Source organism: Xenophilus arseniciresistens, assembly GCF_028023875.1.
Classification (GTDB): Bacteria; Pseudomonadota; Gammaproteobacteria; order Burkholderiales; family Burkholderiaceae_C; genus Xenophilus; species Xenophilus arseniciresistens.
This window is the reverse complement of the sequence record NZ_JAQIPB010000006.1, coordinates 212,312-227,272: the sequence shown is the minus strand read 5'-3', so window position 1 is coordinate 227,272 and position 14,961 is coordinate 212,312. Positions and strand designations below refer to the sequence as shown.

Sequence of the window (14,961 nt, the reverse complement as noted above, 5' to 3'; positions counted from 1 at the left end):
ACAAGAGCTGGAGACTTTGACGGTGAGCGCCTCGAACGAAGCTGGAACGCCCCGGGTGCCGACACGGCCCCTGCCCCGCCTGCTGCTGACCGGCGCGGCCGGCGGCCTGGGCCGCGTGCTGCGCGAACGCCTTCGGCCACTGGCGCAGGTGCTGCGCGTGTCGGACATCGCGGCGCTGGGCGAGGCCCACGGCCCGCACGAGGAAGTGATGCCCTGCGACCTGGCCGACAAGAAGGCCGTGGATGCGCTGCTGGCCGGCTGCGACGCCCTCGTGCACCTGGGCGGCGTGTCGGTGGAGCGGCCCTTCGAGGAAATCCTCGAGGCCAACATCAAGGGCATCTTCCACATCTATGAGGCGGCGCGGCGCCGGGGCGTGCGGCGCGTGGTCTTCGCCAGCTCCAACCATGTGATCGGTTTCTACAAACAGACCGAAACGCTGGACGCCCATGTGCTGCGCCGGCCCGACGGCTACTACGGCCTGTCCAAGTCCTTCGGCGAGGACATGGCCCAGTTCTACTGGGACCGCTGGGGCATCGAGACCGTCAGCATCCGCATCGGCTCGTCCTTCCCCGAGCCCGCCAACCGCCGGATGATGAGCACCTGGCTCAGCTACGACGACCTCACGCGGCTGATCGAGAAGGCGCTGTTCACGCCCGGCGTGGGCCACACGGTGGTCTATGGCGCCTCGGCCAATGCGCAGGTCTGGTGGGACAACCATGCCGCCGCCGGCCTGGGCTGGGCGCCGCAGGACAGCTCCGAGCCCTTCCGCGCCAAGGTGGAAGCCCAGCCGCCCGTGGCCGCCGACGATCCGAACGCGATCTACCAGGGCGGCGCCTTCACCGCCCAGGGCCCTTTCGGCGACTGAGCGCGCACCGGATACAGGGGCCGCTGATGGCAGAACTCGTGCTCGACGTGCGCAACGGCACCGGCGAAAGCCCCGTGTGGCATGCCGGCGAACAGGCGCTGTACTGGGTCGATATTCCGGGCCGCGCGGTGCACCGCTGGTCCCCCGCCCAGGGCCATCGCCACTGGCGTTGTGAAGAGATGCCGGCCTGCCTGGCCGCCACCGCCACGCCCGGTCGCTGGATTGCCGGCATGGAAAGCGGCCTGTTCGCGCTGGCGCTGGGCGATGACGGGCTGGCCCAGCCCACCCGCCTGGCCGCCGTGGCGCATGCCGCGCCGGCGATGCGCTTCAACGATGGCCGCTGTGATCGCGAAGGGCGCCTGTGGGCCGGCACCATGTGCCTGGACATGGCGGCCGGCATCCGCGCCGGCGCCTGGTACCGCTTTGGCGCCGGTGACGGCGCCCTGCCCCCGCAGCTGACGGATTTCATCGTGCCCAACGGCCTGGCCTTCAGCCCGGACGGCCGCACCATGTACGTCTCGGACTCGCACCCCAGCGTGCAGGCCATCTGGGCCTTCGACTACGACACGGACAGCGGCACGCCCCACAACCGGCGCCTGTTCGTCGACATGACCGCGCTGCCGGGCCGCCCCGACGGCGCGGCCATCGACGTGGACGGCGGCTACTGGATCTGCGGCAACGACGCGGGCCTGGTGCACCGCTTCACGCCCGACGGCCGGCTGGACCGCTCGCTCCCCGTCCCCGTGAAGAAGCCTGCGATGTGCGCCTTTGGCGGTGCGCGGCTGGACACGCTGTACGTCACCTCCATCCGCCCCGCAGGCGACCTGAGCGACCAGCCGCTGGCCGGCGGCGTCTTCGCGCTGCGGCCGGGCACGCAGGGCATTCCCGAACCCGCCTTCGCGGGCTGAGCCTGCTGCGCAGGACTCCCAGAACCCATCACACGACACCACCCAGAGAGAAAGAGGAAGACAAGCATGAACACCATCAAGACAACATGGATCGCCCTGGCCGCAGCCGCCTGCTGCCTGGGCGCACAGGCGCGCGATTTCCGCTCCGCCGACGTGCACAACAGCGACGACTACCCCACGGTGGCCGCCGTCAAGCACATGAGCCAGCTGCTCGACCAGCGCAGCGGCGGCAAGTACAAGATCAAGGTCTTCAACAAGAGCGCGCTGGGCTCCGAGAAGGAGACGCTGGACCAGGTCAAGATCGGCGCGCTGGAGATGAACCGCGTGAACATCAGCGCGCTGAACTCCATCTGCCCGAAGACGCTGGTGCCGACCATGCCCTTCCTCTTCGATTCGATCGCCCACATGCGCAAGACGCTGGACGGCCCGGTCGGCGACGAGATCCTCAAGGGCTGCGAGCACGAAGGCCTGGTGGGCCTGGCCTTCTACGACAGCGGCGCGCGCTCCATCTATGCCAAGAAGCCGGTCAAGACCGTCGCCGACACCAAGGGCCTGAAGATCCGCGTGCAGCAGTCCGATCTGTGGGTGGCGCTGGTCAGCGCCATGGGCGCCAACGCCACGCCCATGCCCGCAGGCGAGGTCTACACCGCGCTCAAGACCGGCCTGATCGACGCGGCCGAGAACAACATCCCCTCCTACGAAGGCTTCAAGCACTACGAGGCCGTGAAGTTCTATTCGCACACCGAGCACTCGATGGCACCCGAGGTGCTGGTGATCTCCAAGACGGTGTTCGACAAGATGTCCAAGGCCGATCAGGACATGTTCCGCGCCGCGGCCAAGGAATCGGTGAAGTTCCAGCGCCAGAAGTGGGACGAGCAGGAGGCCAAGGCGCTGGACATCGTGGTCAAGGCCGGCTCCACCATCGTCAAGGACGTGGACAAGGCCTCCTTCAAGGCCGTGATGCAGCCGGTGTATGACAAGTTCATCACCACGCCCGACCTCAAGCGCCTGGTCAAGGCCGTCCAGGACAACAAGTGAGCCACCCCATCGAGGAGCTGGCAGCGGGCCTCGAGCCGCCGCAGGCCGCGCGGCCCGCGGCGCGCCATGGCTACACGCGCCTGTGTGCCGCGCTGTCCAAGGCCAGCCTGGTGCTGGCGGTGGTGATGCTGATCGTCATCATCCTGGCCGTGCAGTACCAGGTGGTGGGCCGCTACATCTTCAACGACACGCCCACCTGGGCCGAAGGCCTGGCGCTGCAGCTGGTGCTCTACGTCACGGCGCTGGCCGTGGCCGTGGGCGTGCGCGACGCCGGCCACATCGGGCTGGAATCGCTGGTCTCGCTGCTGCCCGAAGGCCTGCGCCTGAAGCTGGAAGTGCTGATCCACGCGCTGGTGGCCCTGTTCGGCGCCGTCATGGTGCACAGCGGCTGGCAATGGACCGTGCTCAAGTGGAGCGACATGAAGCCCATGATGCATGTGCCCGTGGGCATGGACTACCTGGCCCTGGTGGTGGCCGGCGCGCTGATCGTGATGTTCTCGATCGAGCACATCGTCGCGCTGCTGCGCGGCGAAGACGTCGAGCCCGCCTGGCACTGAGCGCGCTCCCCCGACAACAACAGACGACAAAACAAGAGACGGAGACATTGCAGTGGAACTGGCGGTCCTTTCCCTGAGCTTCCTGGCCCTTCTGGTGCTGGGTGTGCCAGTGGCTTTTTCCATCGGGCTGGCCTCGGTGGCCACGGTGCTTTATGCCGGCCTGCCCGTGGCGGTGGTGTTCCAGAAGATGGTCGGCGGCATGCAGATCTTTTCCTTCCTGGCCATTCCCTTCTTCGTGTTCGCGGGCGAGCTGATGCTCTACGGCGGCATCGCGCAGCGCATCGTGCGCTTTGCCAACAGCCTGGTGGGCCATGTGCGCGGCGGCCTGGGCATGAGCAACGTGGTGGGCTGCACGCTGTTCGGCGGCGTGGCGGGCTCGCCGGTGGCCGACGTGTCGGCCATGGGCTCCGTGATGATCCCGCTGATGAAGAAGGAAGGCTACGACGCCGACTACGCCGTCAACGTGACCACGCACGCGGCGCTGGTCGGGGCGCTGATGCCCACCTCGCACAACCTGATCATCTTCACGCTGGCCACCACGGGCATCGCCTCGGTCAGCGTGCTGAGCCTCATCCTGGCCGGGCTGATTCCCGCGCTGCTGCTGACGGCCTGCAACCTGGCTGCGGCCTACTGGGTCGCGATCAAGCGCGGCTACCCGATCCGCGGCGCCTTCCCCGGCTGGGGCGAGGTACTGGCCGCCTTCATCGGCGCGCTGCCGGGGTTGATGATCGTGGTCATCATCCTGGTGGGCATCCTCTCGGGCGTGTTCACGGCCACCGAATCGGCGGCCACGGCCGTGATGTGGGCGCTGCTGGTCACGGTGCTGGTCTACCGCTCGCTTTCGTGGAAGGACTTCCTCAAGGCCTGCGCCAAGGCCTGCAAGACCACCGGCATCGTGCTGCTGCTGATCGGCATCAGCTCGGCCTTCGGCTACTTCATGGCGCTCTACGAGGTGCCACAGAAGACCGGCGAGCTGATGACCAGCGTCTCCAGCAGCCCCTGGGTGATCTTTCTGATGATCAACGTGCTGCTGTTCCTGCTGGGCACCTTCCTGGACATGGCGGCCACCATCCTGATCTGCACGCCGATCTTCCTGCCCATCGCGATGGAGTTCGGCATGAGCCCGGTGCAGTTCGGCATCGTGATGCTCATCAACTGCGCGCTGGGCCTGAACACGCCACCCGTGGGCACCACGCAGTTCATCGGATGCGCGATCGGGGGCGTGTCGGTGGGCGAGGTGATGCGCTCGATCCTGCCCTTCTATGGCGCGCTGATCGTGTGCCTGATGCTGGTGACCTACGTGCCGCTGTTCTCCACCTGGCTGCCCACGCTGCTCAATGCGCCGCTGAAGTAGCGGCGCTTTTTCGCGCCTCCCGTTTCGCCCGCCCGCCCGCCTGCCTGCCTGCCTGCCATGTCCACGTCCCACGACATCCGCCACGTCCGCATCACGCCCATCGCCTTTCGCGACCCGCCGCTGCTCAACGCCGCCGGCATCCACGAGCCGTGGGCGCTGCGTTCCATCATCGAGATCGAGACCGCCTCGGGCCTGGTCGGCATCAACGAAAGCTATGGCGACCTGCCGATGTTGGAGGCGCTGGCCAAGGCGGCCCCCGCGCTGACGGGGCTGTCGCCCTGGGCGCTCAACGAGATGGAAACGCGCGTTGCGGCACTGGTCACGCCGCCGAAGATGACGGCCTCGGAGTTCCTCGGCCAGCAGGTCTCGCTGGCCCCCGGCACCCACGTGTCCAAGACGGTGGCCAAGGTCATCAGCGCCTTCGAGGTGGCCATGCTCGACCTGCAGGGCCAGATGGCGGGCGCGCCCGTGGTCGATCTGCTGGGCGGCGCAGCGCGCGAGAGCGTGCCCTTCTCCGCCTACCTGTTCTACAAGTACGCCGAGCACATCGAACAGCCCTACGCGCCCGACGCCTGGGGCGAGGCGCTCACGCCCGACCAGCTGGTGGCGCAGGCGCGGCGCATGATCGACCAGTACGGCTTCCAGAGCATCAAGCTCAAGGCCGGCGCGCTGCAACCCGAACAGGAGGCCGACGGCATCCTGGCGCTGGCCAAAGCCTTTCCGGGCACGCCGCTGCGCATCGACCCGAACGGCAACTGGACCGTGCCCACCAGCCTGAAGATCGTGCAGAAGCTCAAGGGCGTGCTGGAGTACTACGAAGACCCGGCCCCGGGCCTGGAGGGCATGGCCGCCGTCGCGCGCGAATGCGACGTGCCGCTGGCCACCAACATGGTGGTGACCGATTTCGCCGAATTCCGCCGCAACGCCGACATGGGTTGCCCCGTGAAGATCGTGCTGAGCGACCACCACTACTGGGGCGGCCTGCGCGCCACGCAGCGCCTGTCCACGCTGTGCCGCACCTTCGACCTGGGGCTGTCGATGCACAGCAACTCGCACCTGGGCATCAGCCTGGTCGCCATGACCCACCTGTGTGCCAGCGTGCCGCTGCTGACCTACGCCTGCGACACGCACTACCCCTGGCAGGACGAGGAAATCGTCGAAGGCGGGCGGCTCCGCTTCGAACAGGGCAGCCTGCGCGTGCCCACCACGCCAGGCCTGGGCGTGACCCTCGACCGGGAAGCCCTGGCGCGCCTGCACGAGAACTACCTGCGCTGCGGCATCCGCAACCGCGACGACCTGGGCCAGATGCAGAAGTACGACCCGTCGTTCACGGGCCGGCAGCCTCGCTACTGACACGGGCGCCCCATGACCGCCCCGCTCTACATCACCATGCACGAGGCCGACAACGTGGCCATCGTGGCCAACGATGGCGGCCTGCCGGCCGGCACCGTGTTCCCCGACGGCCTGACGCTGATCGACAAGGTGCCGCAGGCGCACAAGGTGGCGCTGGTCGACATCCCCGAAGGCGGGGCCGTGCGGCGCTACAACGTGACCATCGGCTATGCGCTCAAGGCGCTGCCGCGCGGCAGCTGGGTGCATGAGCGTCTGCTGCAGATGCCGCAGGCGCGCGAACTCGAGGGCCTGCCCATCGCCACCGTGAAGCCGCCGCCGCAGCCGCCGCTCACGGGCTACACCTTCGAGGGCTTTCGCAACCCCGACGGCTCGGTGGGCACGCGCAACATCCTGGCCATCACCCAGACCGTGCAGTGCGTGGCCGGCGTGACCGACTTCGCGGTGCAGCGCATCAAGGCCGAGCTGCTGCCCAAGTACCCGAACGTGGACGACGTGGTGGCGCTGGAACACAGCTACGGCTGCGGCGTGGCCATCGACGCGCCCGATGCCATCGTTCCCATCCGCACGCTGCGCAACATCAGCCTGAACCCGAACTTCGGCGGCGAGGTGATGGTGGTCAGCCTGGGCTGCGAGAAGCTGCAGCCCGAGCGGCTGCTGCCGCCGGGGTCCATCCCGTTGATCGACGAGCGCAATGTGGCCGACGTGGGCGACACGGCCGAGGCCACGCTCGACGTGGTGTGCCTGCAGGACGAGGCCCATGTGGGCTTCATGTCCATGATCGACTCGGTGATGCGCCAGGCCGAGGAACACCTGGAACGCCTGAACGCGCGCCGGCGCGAAACCGTGCCGGCCAGCGAACTGGTGGTGGGCGTGCAGTGCGGCGGCAGCGATGCCTTCAGCGGCGTGACGGCCAACCCGGCCGTGGGCTTCTGCACCGACCTCCTGGTGCGCGCGGGCGCCACCGTGATGTTCAGCGAAGTGACCGAGGTGCGCGACGGCATCGACCAGCTCACCTCGCGCGCCAGCACGCCCGAGGTGGCACAGGCCATGATCCGCGAGATGGCGTGGTACGACGCCTACCTGGACAAGGGCCGCGTGGACCGCAGCGCCAACACCACGCCCGGCAACAAGAAGGGCGGGCTGTCGAACATCGTCGAGAAAGCCATGGGCTCCATCGTCAAGAGCGGCAGCAGCCCGATCAGCGGCGTGATCGCGCCCGGCGAGAAGCTCAGGCAGAAGGGGCTGATCTACGCCGCCACGCCGGCCAGCGACTTCATCTGCGGCACGCTGCAACTGGCGGCCGGCATGAACCTGCACGTGTTCACCACCGGCCGCGGCACGCCCTACGGCCTGGCCCAGGTGCCCGTCATCAAGGTGGCCACGCGCGACGACCTGGCGCGGCGCTGGCACGACCTGATGGACATCAACGCCGGCACCATCGCCACGGGCGAGAAAACCATCGCCGACGTGGGCTGGGAGATGTTCCACCTGATGCTGGACGTGGCCAGCGGCCGCAGGAAGACCTGGGCCGAGCAGTGGAAGCTGCACAACGCGCTGGTGCTGTTCAACCCCGCGCCCGTGACCTGAGCTGCGCCCCCTGACCCACGCCTTTCCTCACACCGATATAACTCTGGAGACTCCTGATGCAACGCCGAACCCTCATCCAACACGCCGTCGTCGCCGGCACGTTCATGGCCGCCGCCGCGCTGCCCGCCGGCAGCGCCCTCGCCCAGGGCAACTGGCCCACGGGCAAGGCCGTCACCTACGTGGTGCCCTTCCCGCCCGGCGGCAACACCGACACGCTGGCCCGCGTGATCGCCCAGCCCCTGGGCGCGGCGCTGGGCACGCCGGTGGTCATCGACAACAAACCCGGCGCCGGTGGCAGCGTGGGCTCCACCTTCGTCGCCCGCGCACCGGCCGACGGCTACACCATTCTGGGTGGCACCATCAGCTCGCACTCCATCAACGTGAGCCTGTATTCGAAGCTGGACTATGACCCGGTCAAGTCCTTCACGCCGGTCGCCATGCTGGGTTCCGGGCCGCTGGTGCTGGTGGTGCCTGCGTCCAGCCCCTACAAGACGCTCAACGACGTGCTGGCCGCCAGCAAGGCCAAGAGCGGCGGCCTGTCCTCGGCTTCGCCGGGCAACGGCACCTCGCCGCACATGGCGCTGGAGCTGCTGGCCTACCAGTCGGGCGTGAAGTTCACGCACGTGCCCTACAAGGGCAGCGGCCCGGCCGTGCAGGACGTGGTGGGCGGGCAGGTCGACATGATGTTCGACACCACGCTGATCGTGGGCCCGCACATCCAGTCGGGCAAGCTGCGCCCCATCGCCGTCAGCAGCTCCAAGCGGGTGGAGTCGCTGCCCGACGTGCCCACGATTGCCGAAGCGGGCCAGAAGGGCTTCGACGTGGGCTCGTGGCAGGCCGTGTTTGCCCCTGCGGGCACGCCCAAGCCCGTGGTGGACCGCCTGCACGCGGAGATCATGAAGATCGTCGCCACGCCGGAGGTGCAGGCCCGCCTCAAGGGCTTCGGCATGGTGCCCTCCAGCATGACGCCGGCCGAGCTGGGCGAATACCAGAAGGCCGAGGTGAGCAAGTGGGCGCAGGTCATCAAGGCGGCCGGCATCAAGGCCGACTGAGCAGCACCGGGGCTCCCAGGGACGCTCTTCATGAATCCTCGCGCCGTGTGCATCTGCGGACTCGGGCGATCTGCTTCGTTGCAAATGCTCGCAATAGCAATGGCTATTGCTGCGCTTTGCGCCTCGCAGCTCATCCCGACCCGCAGCGCACACTTTCCGCTCGATTCGTGAAGAGCATCCCTAGAATCGGCCGCTCATCGCCTTCCGCTCAGGAGCACCCTACTTGTCCGATCGCCTCGCCGTCCTGCCGCAGTACCTCTATCCCAAACAAGCGCTCACGGCCTTCGCCGGCTGGGTGGCACGCGGCGAGCGCGGCGGACTCACGACCTGGATCATCCGGCGCTTCGTCGACAAGTACCAGGTCAACATGGCCGAGGCGGCCGAGCCCGACATCACGCGCTACGCCAGCTTCAACGATTTCTTCACGCGCGCGCTGCAGCCGGGTGCCCGGCCCATCGCGCAGGCGCCGCTGGTGTGCCCGGTGGACGGCGCCATCAGCCAGTTCGGCCCCATCACGGGCCAGGCCGGCGACCAGATCTTCCAGGCCAAGGGCCACCACTACAGCACCACGGCGCTGGTGGGCGGCGACGCGCAGCTTGCGGCCCAGTTCCAGCACGGCAGCTTCGCCACGCTCTACCTGAGCCCGCGCGACTACCACCGCATCCACATGCCCTGCGACGGCAGGCTCACGCGCATGATCTACGTGCCCGGCGAGCTGTTCTCCGTCAACCCGGTCACCGCGTGCGGCGTGCCGGGGCTGTTCGCGCGCAACGAGCGCGTGGTCTGCGTCTTCGAATCCGCGCGCGGGCCTTTCGTGCTCGTGCTGGTGGGCGCCACCATCGTGGGCAGCATGGCCACCGTGTGGCATGGCGTGGTCAATCCACCACGCCCGGGCCGCTTGCGCGAATGGCGCTATGACGGCGCGTCCGCAGCGCCCGTCGTGCTGCGCCAGGGCCAGGAAATGGGCCGCTTCCTGCTCGGCTCGACCGTGGTGATGCTGTTCCCGCGCCCCGCCCTGGCCTTCCACCCCGACTGGGCGCCGGGCCGCGCCGTGCGCCTGGGCGAAGCCATGGCCTACGACGCCGAGCTGCCGCGCTGAAGGGCGCCCGCCTGCGCCCTGCCCGGCGCGCAGCCCGGCCCAGATTCACGACTAGACTGCATCACGCGTCTTTGTCAGGACTGGCCCCCATGAGCACCAAGGACAACACCGCCATCAGTGCCCTTCTTGCGCTGCTGGAAGCACGCTATGCGCTGCGCGTGCTCTGGGCCCTGCGCGACGGCCATGCCCAGACCTTCCGCCTGCTGCAGGACAGCGTGGGCGGCGTGACCCCCAACACGCTGAACACCCGCGTCAAGGAACTGCGCGCGGCCGGGCTGCTCACGCGCAGCCGCGACGGCTATGTGCTCACACCCAGCGGGCTGGACCTGAGCCGCCGCCTGTCGGACCTGCCGGCCTTTGCCGGGCGCTGGCACGCAAGCCAGCCGCGCCCGGCGCCCGCGCCGGCCGCCGGCGCGGCGGATGGTTCGGGCGGGCCCGAAGGCTCCCTCTGATTGCGGCGCGCGCGGTGCCGCGGCGCACGCGGGCTGCCGCAGTGCCCTCGTTACACTGCCCGCCCGACGCAGCCTGGCTGCGCGCCCCTTTTCTGACCCTCTTCAAGGAGTTTCCACAATGCCCACCACCCCCTCCGGCCTGCAATACGAAGACACCGTTGTCGGCGAAGGTGCGCAAGCCCAGGCCGGCCACCATGTGCACGTGCACTACACGGGCTGGCTCTACAACGACGGCCAGCAAGGGGCCAAGTTCGACTCCAGCCGTGACCGCGGCCAGCCCTTCGCCTTCCCGCTGGGCGCCGGCCATGTGATCAAGGGCTGGGACGAAGGCGTGGCCGGCATGAAGGTCGGCGGCCAGCGCACGCTGATCATCCCCGCAGTCCTGGGCTATGGCGCACGCGGCGCCGGCGGTGTGATCCCGCCCAACGCCACGCTGAAGTTCGACGTCGAGCTGCTCGACACGCACTGAAGTCCAGGCTCTCGCACTGACCGCCGCGCGGCCGGCCCGCAGCGGCGGTCGTCCTTTGTGCCGGCCTTTCGCGTCGCTGCCGATGCGCGCGCCAGCGGATCGCCGGCCTCCTCCCGAAATGCGGCGCATGTGGCGCAGTTGATCGACCCCTGCGAGTCGATTGGAATTTTCTTACGCCACAACCGATCGCCCTGCCTTGAAAAGGGCTTTGCGGGCCCTAGCTGCGACGCAGCACTCATTCCCAGCCATCACAGATCATGTCGGAGAATCAGAATCCCCCGAACGGCCCGGACGCCCTGTCCGGCGCACCAAGCCCCGAAGAACTGGAGGCCGCACTGGCCGCGAACGAGGCCGAATCGCAGGCCCAGCAGGCCGTGGCCCAGAACCTCGAGGCCGAACTCGCGACGCTCAAGGCCAAGAACGCCGAGCTGGCCGACCAGTACCTGCGCGCCCAGGCCGATGTGCAGAACGCGCGCCGCCGCGCCGACGAGGAAGTCAGCAAGGCCCGCAAGTTCGCCCTCGAGTCCTTTGCCGAAGGCCTGCTGCCCGTGCTCGACAGCTTCGAAGCCGGCCTGGCCATTGAAGGCGCCACGCTGGAACAGTTGCGCGAAGGCTCCGAGGCCACGCTGCGCCAGCTGCAAAGCGCGCTGGAGCGCAACAAGGTGCTGGCCATCAACCCGGCCGCGGGCGAGAAGTTCGACCCGCACCAGCACCAGGCCATCTCCATGGTGCCGGCCGAGCAGGAGCCCAACACCATCGTGAGCGTGCTGCAGAAGGGCTACACCATCGCCGAGCGCGTGCTGCGCCCCGCGCTGGTCACCGTGAGCGCGCCGCGCTGAGGCCAGGCGCGAGCCACAGGAAATACACAGGAAGTCCCCACGGCATCCCTTGAAACCGTCGGACTTATCCACACGTTCAGCACAAGACTTTTTTCAGATTCAGGAGTCACTCAACATGGGCAAGATCATCGGCATCGACCTGGGCACGACCAACTCGTGCGTGGCGATCATGGAGGGCAACAACACCCGCGTGATCGAGAACTCGGAAGGCGCGCGCACCACGCCTTCCATCATTGCGTACCAGGAAGACGGCGAGGTGCTGGTCGGTGCATCGGCCAAGCGCCAGGCCGTCACCAACCCCAAGAACACGCTGTACGCGGTCAAGCGCCTGATCGGCCGCAAGTTCGAAGAGAAAGAGGTGCAGAAGGACATCGACCTGATGCCCTACACCATCTCCAAGGCCGACAACGGCGACGCCTGGGTGGAAGTGCGCGGCAAGAAGCTGGCACCGCCGCAGATCAGCGCCGAAGTGCTGCGCAAGATGAAGAAGACCGCCGAGGACTACCTGGGCGAGCCCGTGACCGAGGCCGTCATCACCGTGCCGGCCTACTTCAACGACAGCCAGCGCCAGGCCACCAAGGACGCAGGCCGCATCGCCGGCCTCGATGTGAAGCGCATCATCAACGAACCCACCGCCGCGGCCCTGGCCTTCGGCCTGGACAAGCAGGACAAGGCCGACCGCAAGATCGCCGTTTACGACCTGGGCGGCGGCACCTTCGACGTGTCGATCATCGAGATCGCCGACGTCGACGGCGAGAAGCAGTTCGAAGTGCTGTCGACCAACGGCGACACCTTCCTGGGCGGCGAGGACTTCGACCAGCGCGTGATCGACTACATCATCAGCGAGTTCAAGAAGGAACAGGGCGTGGACCTGTCCAAGGACGTGCTGGCGCTGCAACGCCTGAAGGAAGCGGCCGAGAAGGCCAAGATCGAGCTGTCCAACAGCGCGGCCACCGACGTGAACCTGCCCTACATCACGGCAGACGCATCGGGCCCCAAGCACCTGAACATCAAGCTGACCCGCGCCAAGCTGGAAAGCCTGGTCGAGGACCTGATCGAGCGCACCATCGCGCCCTGCCGCACCGCCATCAAGGATGCCGGCGTGAGCGTCAGCGAGATCAGCGACGTGATCCTGGTGGGCGGCCAGACCCGCATGCCCAAGGTGCAGGAGAAGGTCAAGGAGTTCTTCGGCAAGGAGCCGCGCAAGGACGTGAACCCTGACGAGGCCGTGGCCGTGGGCGCTGCCGTGCAGGGCCAGGTGCTGTCAGGCGACCGCAAGGACGTGCTGCTGCTGGACGTGACGCCGCTGTCGCTGGGCATCGAGACCATGGGTGGCGTGATGACCAAGATGATCACGAAGAACACGACGATCCCGACGAAGTTCGCGCAGACCTTCTCGACGGCCGACGACAACCAGCCGGCCGTGACCATCAAGGTGTTCCAGGGTGAGCGCGAAGTCGCCGCGGGCAACAAGCTGCTGGGTGAATTCAACCTCGAAGGCATTCCGCCGGCACCGCGCGGCACGCCGCAGATCGAGGTGAGCTTCGACATCGACGCCAACGGCATCCTGCACGTGGGCGCCAAGGACAAGGCCACGGGCAAGGAAAACAAGATCACCATCAAGGCCAACTCGGGCATCTCCGAGGAGGAAATCCAGAAGATGGTGAAGGACGCCGAGCTCAACGCCGCCGAGGACAAAAAGAAGGTCGAACTGGCCCAGGCCCGCAACCAGGGTGAAGCGATGCTGCACAGCGTGCGCAAGTCGCTGGGCGAGCACGGCGACAAGCTGTCGGAAGCCGAAAAGAGCGAGATCGAGACGGCCGCCAAGGAGCTGGAAGACGTGCTCAAGGCCGACGACAAGGCGGCCATCGACAGCAAGACCGAAGCGCTGATGACGGCCAGCCAGAAGCTGGGCGAGAAGATGTACGCCGACGCGCAGGCCGCTGCCGGCGCTGCGGGCGCCGCCCCGGGTGGCGAGCAGCAGGCCGCCGCCGCCCCGGCCGACGACAACGTGGTCGATGCGGAAGTCAAGGAAGTGAAGAAGGGCTGAGCCCGCCTTCCGGTGAAAGGCTGGAGCACCTTCAAGGGCGCTCCGGCCTTTCGTCTTTTTCACTGACCGACCGCTGACTCCCGCAGGGACCCCGCCATGGCAACCAAACGCGACTACTACGAAACCCTGGGCGTGCCGAAGAACGCTTCGGACGACGAAATCAAGAAGGCCTACCGCAAGCTGGCCATGAAGTACCACCCGGACCGCAACCAGGGTGATGCGGCCAAGGACGCCGAGTCCAAGTTCAAGGAGGTCAAGGAAGCCTACGAGATGCTTTCCGACGGCCAGAAGCGCGCGGCCTACGACCAGTACGGCCACGCAGGCGTGGACCCGAACATGCGCGGCGGCCCGGGCGCGGAAGGCTTCGGCGGCTTTGCGGAGGCCTTCGGCGACATCTTCGGCGACGTGTTCGGCCAGGGCGGGCGCCGGGGCGGCGGCGGGCGGCAGGTCTACCGCGGCAACGACCTGAGCTACGCGATGGAAGTGACGCTGGAAGAGGCGGCCGAAGGCAAGGACGCGCAGATCCGCATCCCGAGCTGGGACGACTGCGGCACCTGCCACGGCAGCGGCGCCAAGCCCGGCACCAAGCCCATCACCTGCACCACCTGCCATGGCCAGGGCGCCGTGCAGATGCGCCAGGGCTTCTTCAGCGTGCAGCAGACCTGCCCGCAGTGCCGCGGCACGGGCAAGATCATTCCCGAGCCCTGCACCACCTGCCACGGCCAGGGCAAGATCAAGAACAACAAGACGCTGGAAGTGAAGATCCCGGCCGGCATCGACGACGGCATGCGCATCCGCAGCACCGGCAACGGCGAGCCGGGCACCAACGGCGGGCCTCCGGGCGACCTGTACATCGAGATCCGGCTCAAGAAGCACGAGGTCTTCGAGCGCGACGGCGACGACCTGCACTGCGTGGTGCCCGTGAGCATGACCACCGCAGCCCTGGGCGGCGAGATCGAAGTGCCCACGCTGGGCGGCCATGCCGCCATCGACATCCCCGACGGCACCCAGAGCGGCAAGCAGTTCCGCCTGCGCGGCAAGGGCATCAAGGGCGTGCGCGCCAGCTACCCGGGCGATCTGTACTGCCATATCCGTGTGGAAACCCCCGTCAAGCTCACCGAGCACCAGCGCAAGCTGCTCAAGGAACTGGACGAGTCCCTCAAGAAGGGCGGCGACAAGCACAGTCCCAACGACAAGGGCTGGCTGGACAAGGCCAAGGAGTTCTTCAGCTGATGGCACCCCACGGCGCGCGGCCGGCCCCGGCCCGCGCCAGCGCCTGAGCCACCGCTGCCCCCCAGGACCGCCCTGCCCGGCGGTCTTTTTTTGCCTGCGCCGATC

The 14,961-nt window shown here is 67.8% G+C and carries 14 protein-coding genes; all 14 read left to right on the top strand.

Annotation, left to right across the window (positions count from 1 at the left end; all coding sequences use genetic code 11):
• The first annotated feature begins 16 nt into the window (after positions 1 to 16).
• On the top strand, positions 17 to 865 hold the full coding sequence (locus PGB34_RS13875) for an NAD-dependent epimerase/dehydratase family protein (RefSeq protein WP_408647901.1): 849 nt from the start codon (positions 17 to 19) through the stop codon (positions 863 to 865).
• 26 nt (positions 866 to 891) lie between these two features.
• A complete protein-coding gene (locus PGB34_RS13870) occupies positions 892 to 1,773 on the top strand; it encodes an SMP-30/gluconolactonase/LRE family protein (protein ID WP_271428679.1) in 882 nt (293 codons plus the stop codon).
• Between the two features lie 66 nt (positions 1,774 to 1,839).
• Entirely contained in the window at positions 1,840 to 2,811 is a 972-nt protein-coding gene (locus PGB34_RS13865) for a TRAP transporter substrate-binding protein (protein WP_271428678.1), read from the top strand.
• A 125-nt stretch (positions 2,812 to 2,936) separates the two neighbouring features.
• Positions 2,937 to 3,368, top strand: a complete 432-nt coding sequence (locus PGB34_RS13860; RefSeq protein ID WP_271428860.1) for a TRAP transporter small permease — start codon at positions 2,937 to 2,939, stop codon at positions 3,366 to 3,368.
• A 52-nt stretch (positions 3,369 to 3,420) separates the two neighbouring features.
• A complete protein-coding gene (locus PGB34_RS13855; RefSeq protein WP_271428677.1) occupies positions 3,421 to 4,722 on the top strand; it encodes a TRAP transporter large permease in 1,302 nt (433 codons plus the stop codon).
• Between the two features lie 57 nt (positions 4,723 to 4,779).
• Positions 4,780 to 6,075 carry a glucarate dehydratase family protein gene (locus tag PGB34_RS13850; RefSeq protein WP_271428676.1) on the top strand — a complete coding sequence of 432 codons (1,296 nt, stop codon included), beginning with the start codon at positions 4,780 to 4,782 and terminating at the stop codon, positions 6,073 to 6,075.
• 12 nt (positions 6,076 to 6,087) lie between these two features.
• A complete protein-coding gene (gene garD / locus PGB34_RS13845; RefSeq protein WP_271428675.1) occupies positions 6,088 to 7,662 on the top strand; it encodes a galactarate dehydratase in 1,575 nt (524 codons plus the stop codon).
• A gap of 56 nt (positions 7,663 to 7,718) precedes the next feature.
• Complete coding sequence (locus PGB34_RS13840; protein WP_271428674.1) at positions 7,719 to 8,714, top strand: Bug family tripartite tricarboxylate transporter substrate binding protein; 996 nt, start codon at positions 7,719 to 7,721, stop codon at positions 8,712 to 8,714.
• Between the two features lie 223 nt (positions 8,715 to 8,937).
• Complete coding sequence (gene asd / locus PGB34_RS13835; protein WP_271428673.1) at positions 8,938 to 9,813, top strand: archaetidylserine decarboxylase; 876 nt, start codon at positions 8,938 to 8,940, stop codon at positions 9,811 to 9,813.
• A gap of 89 nt (positions 9,814 to 9,902) precedes the next feature.
• Positions 9,903 to 10,265 (top strand): winged helix-turn-helix transcriptional regulator, encoded by a 363-nt coding sequence (locus PGB34_RS13830; RefSeq protein ID WP_271428672.1) that lies wholly within the window; start codon positions 9,903 to 9,905, stop codon positions 10,263 to 10,265.
• A 118-nt stretch (positions 10,266 to 10,383) separates the two neighbouring features.
• Complete coding sequence (locus PGB34_RS13825) at positions 10,384 to 10,734, top strand: FKBP-type peptidyl-prolyl cis-trans isomerase (protein ID WP_271428671.1); 351 nt, start codon at positions 10,384 to 10,386, stop codon at positions 10,732 to 10,734.
• Positions 10,735 to 10,991: 257 nt separating this feature from the next.
• Positions 10,992 to 11,573: a nucleotide exchange factor GrpE gene (gene grpE, locus PGB34_RS13820; protein WP_271428670.1), complete on the top strand. Its 582-nt coding sequence runs from the start codon at positions 10,992 to 10,994 to the stop codon at positions 11,571 to 11,573.
• A 115-nt stretch (positions 11,574 to 11,688) separates the two neighbouring features.
• On the top strand, positions 11,689 to 13,623 hold the full coding sequence (gene dnaK, locus PGB34_RS13815; RefSeq protein ID WP_271428669.1) for a molecular chaperone DnaK: 1,935 nt from the start codon (positions 11,689 to 11,691) through the stop codon (positions 13,621 to 13,623).
• 96 nt (positions 13,624 to 13,719) lie between these two features.
• Positions 13,720 to 14,856 (top strand): molecular chaperone DnaJ, encoded by a 1,137-nt coding sequence (dnaJ, locus tag PGB34_RS13810; RefSeq protein WP_271428668.1) that lies wholly within the window; start codon positions 13,720 to 13,722, stop codon positions 14,854 to 14,856.
• The last annotated feature ends 105 nt before the right edge of the window (positions 14,857 to 14,961 follow it).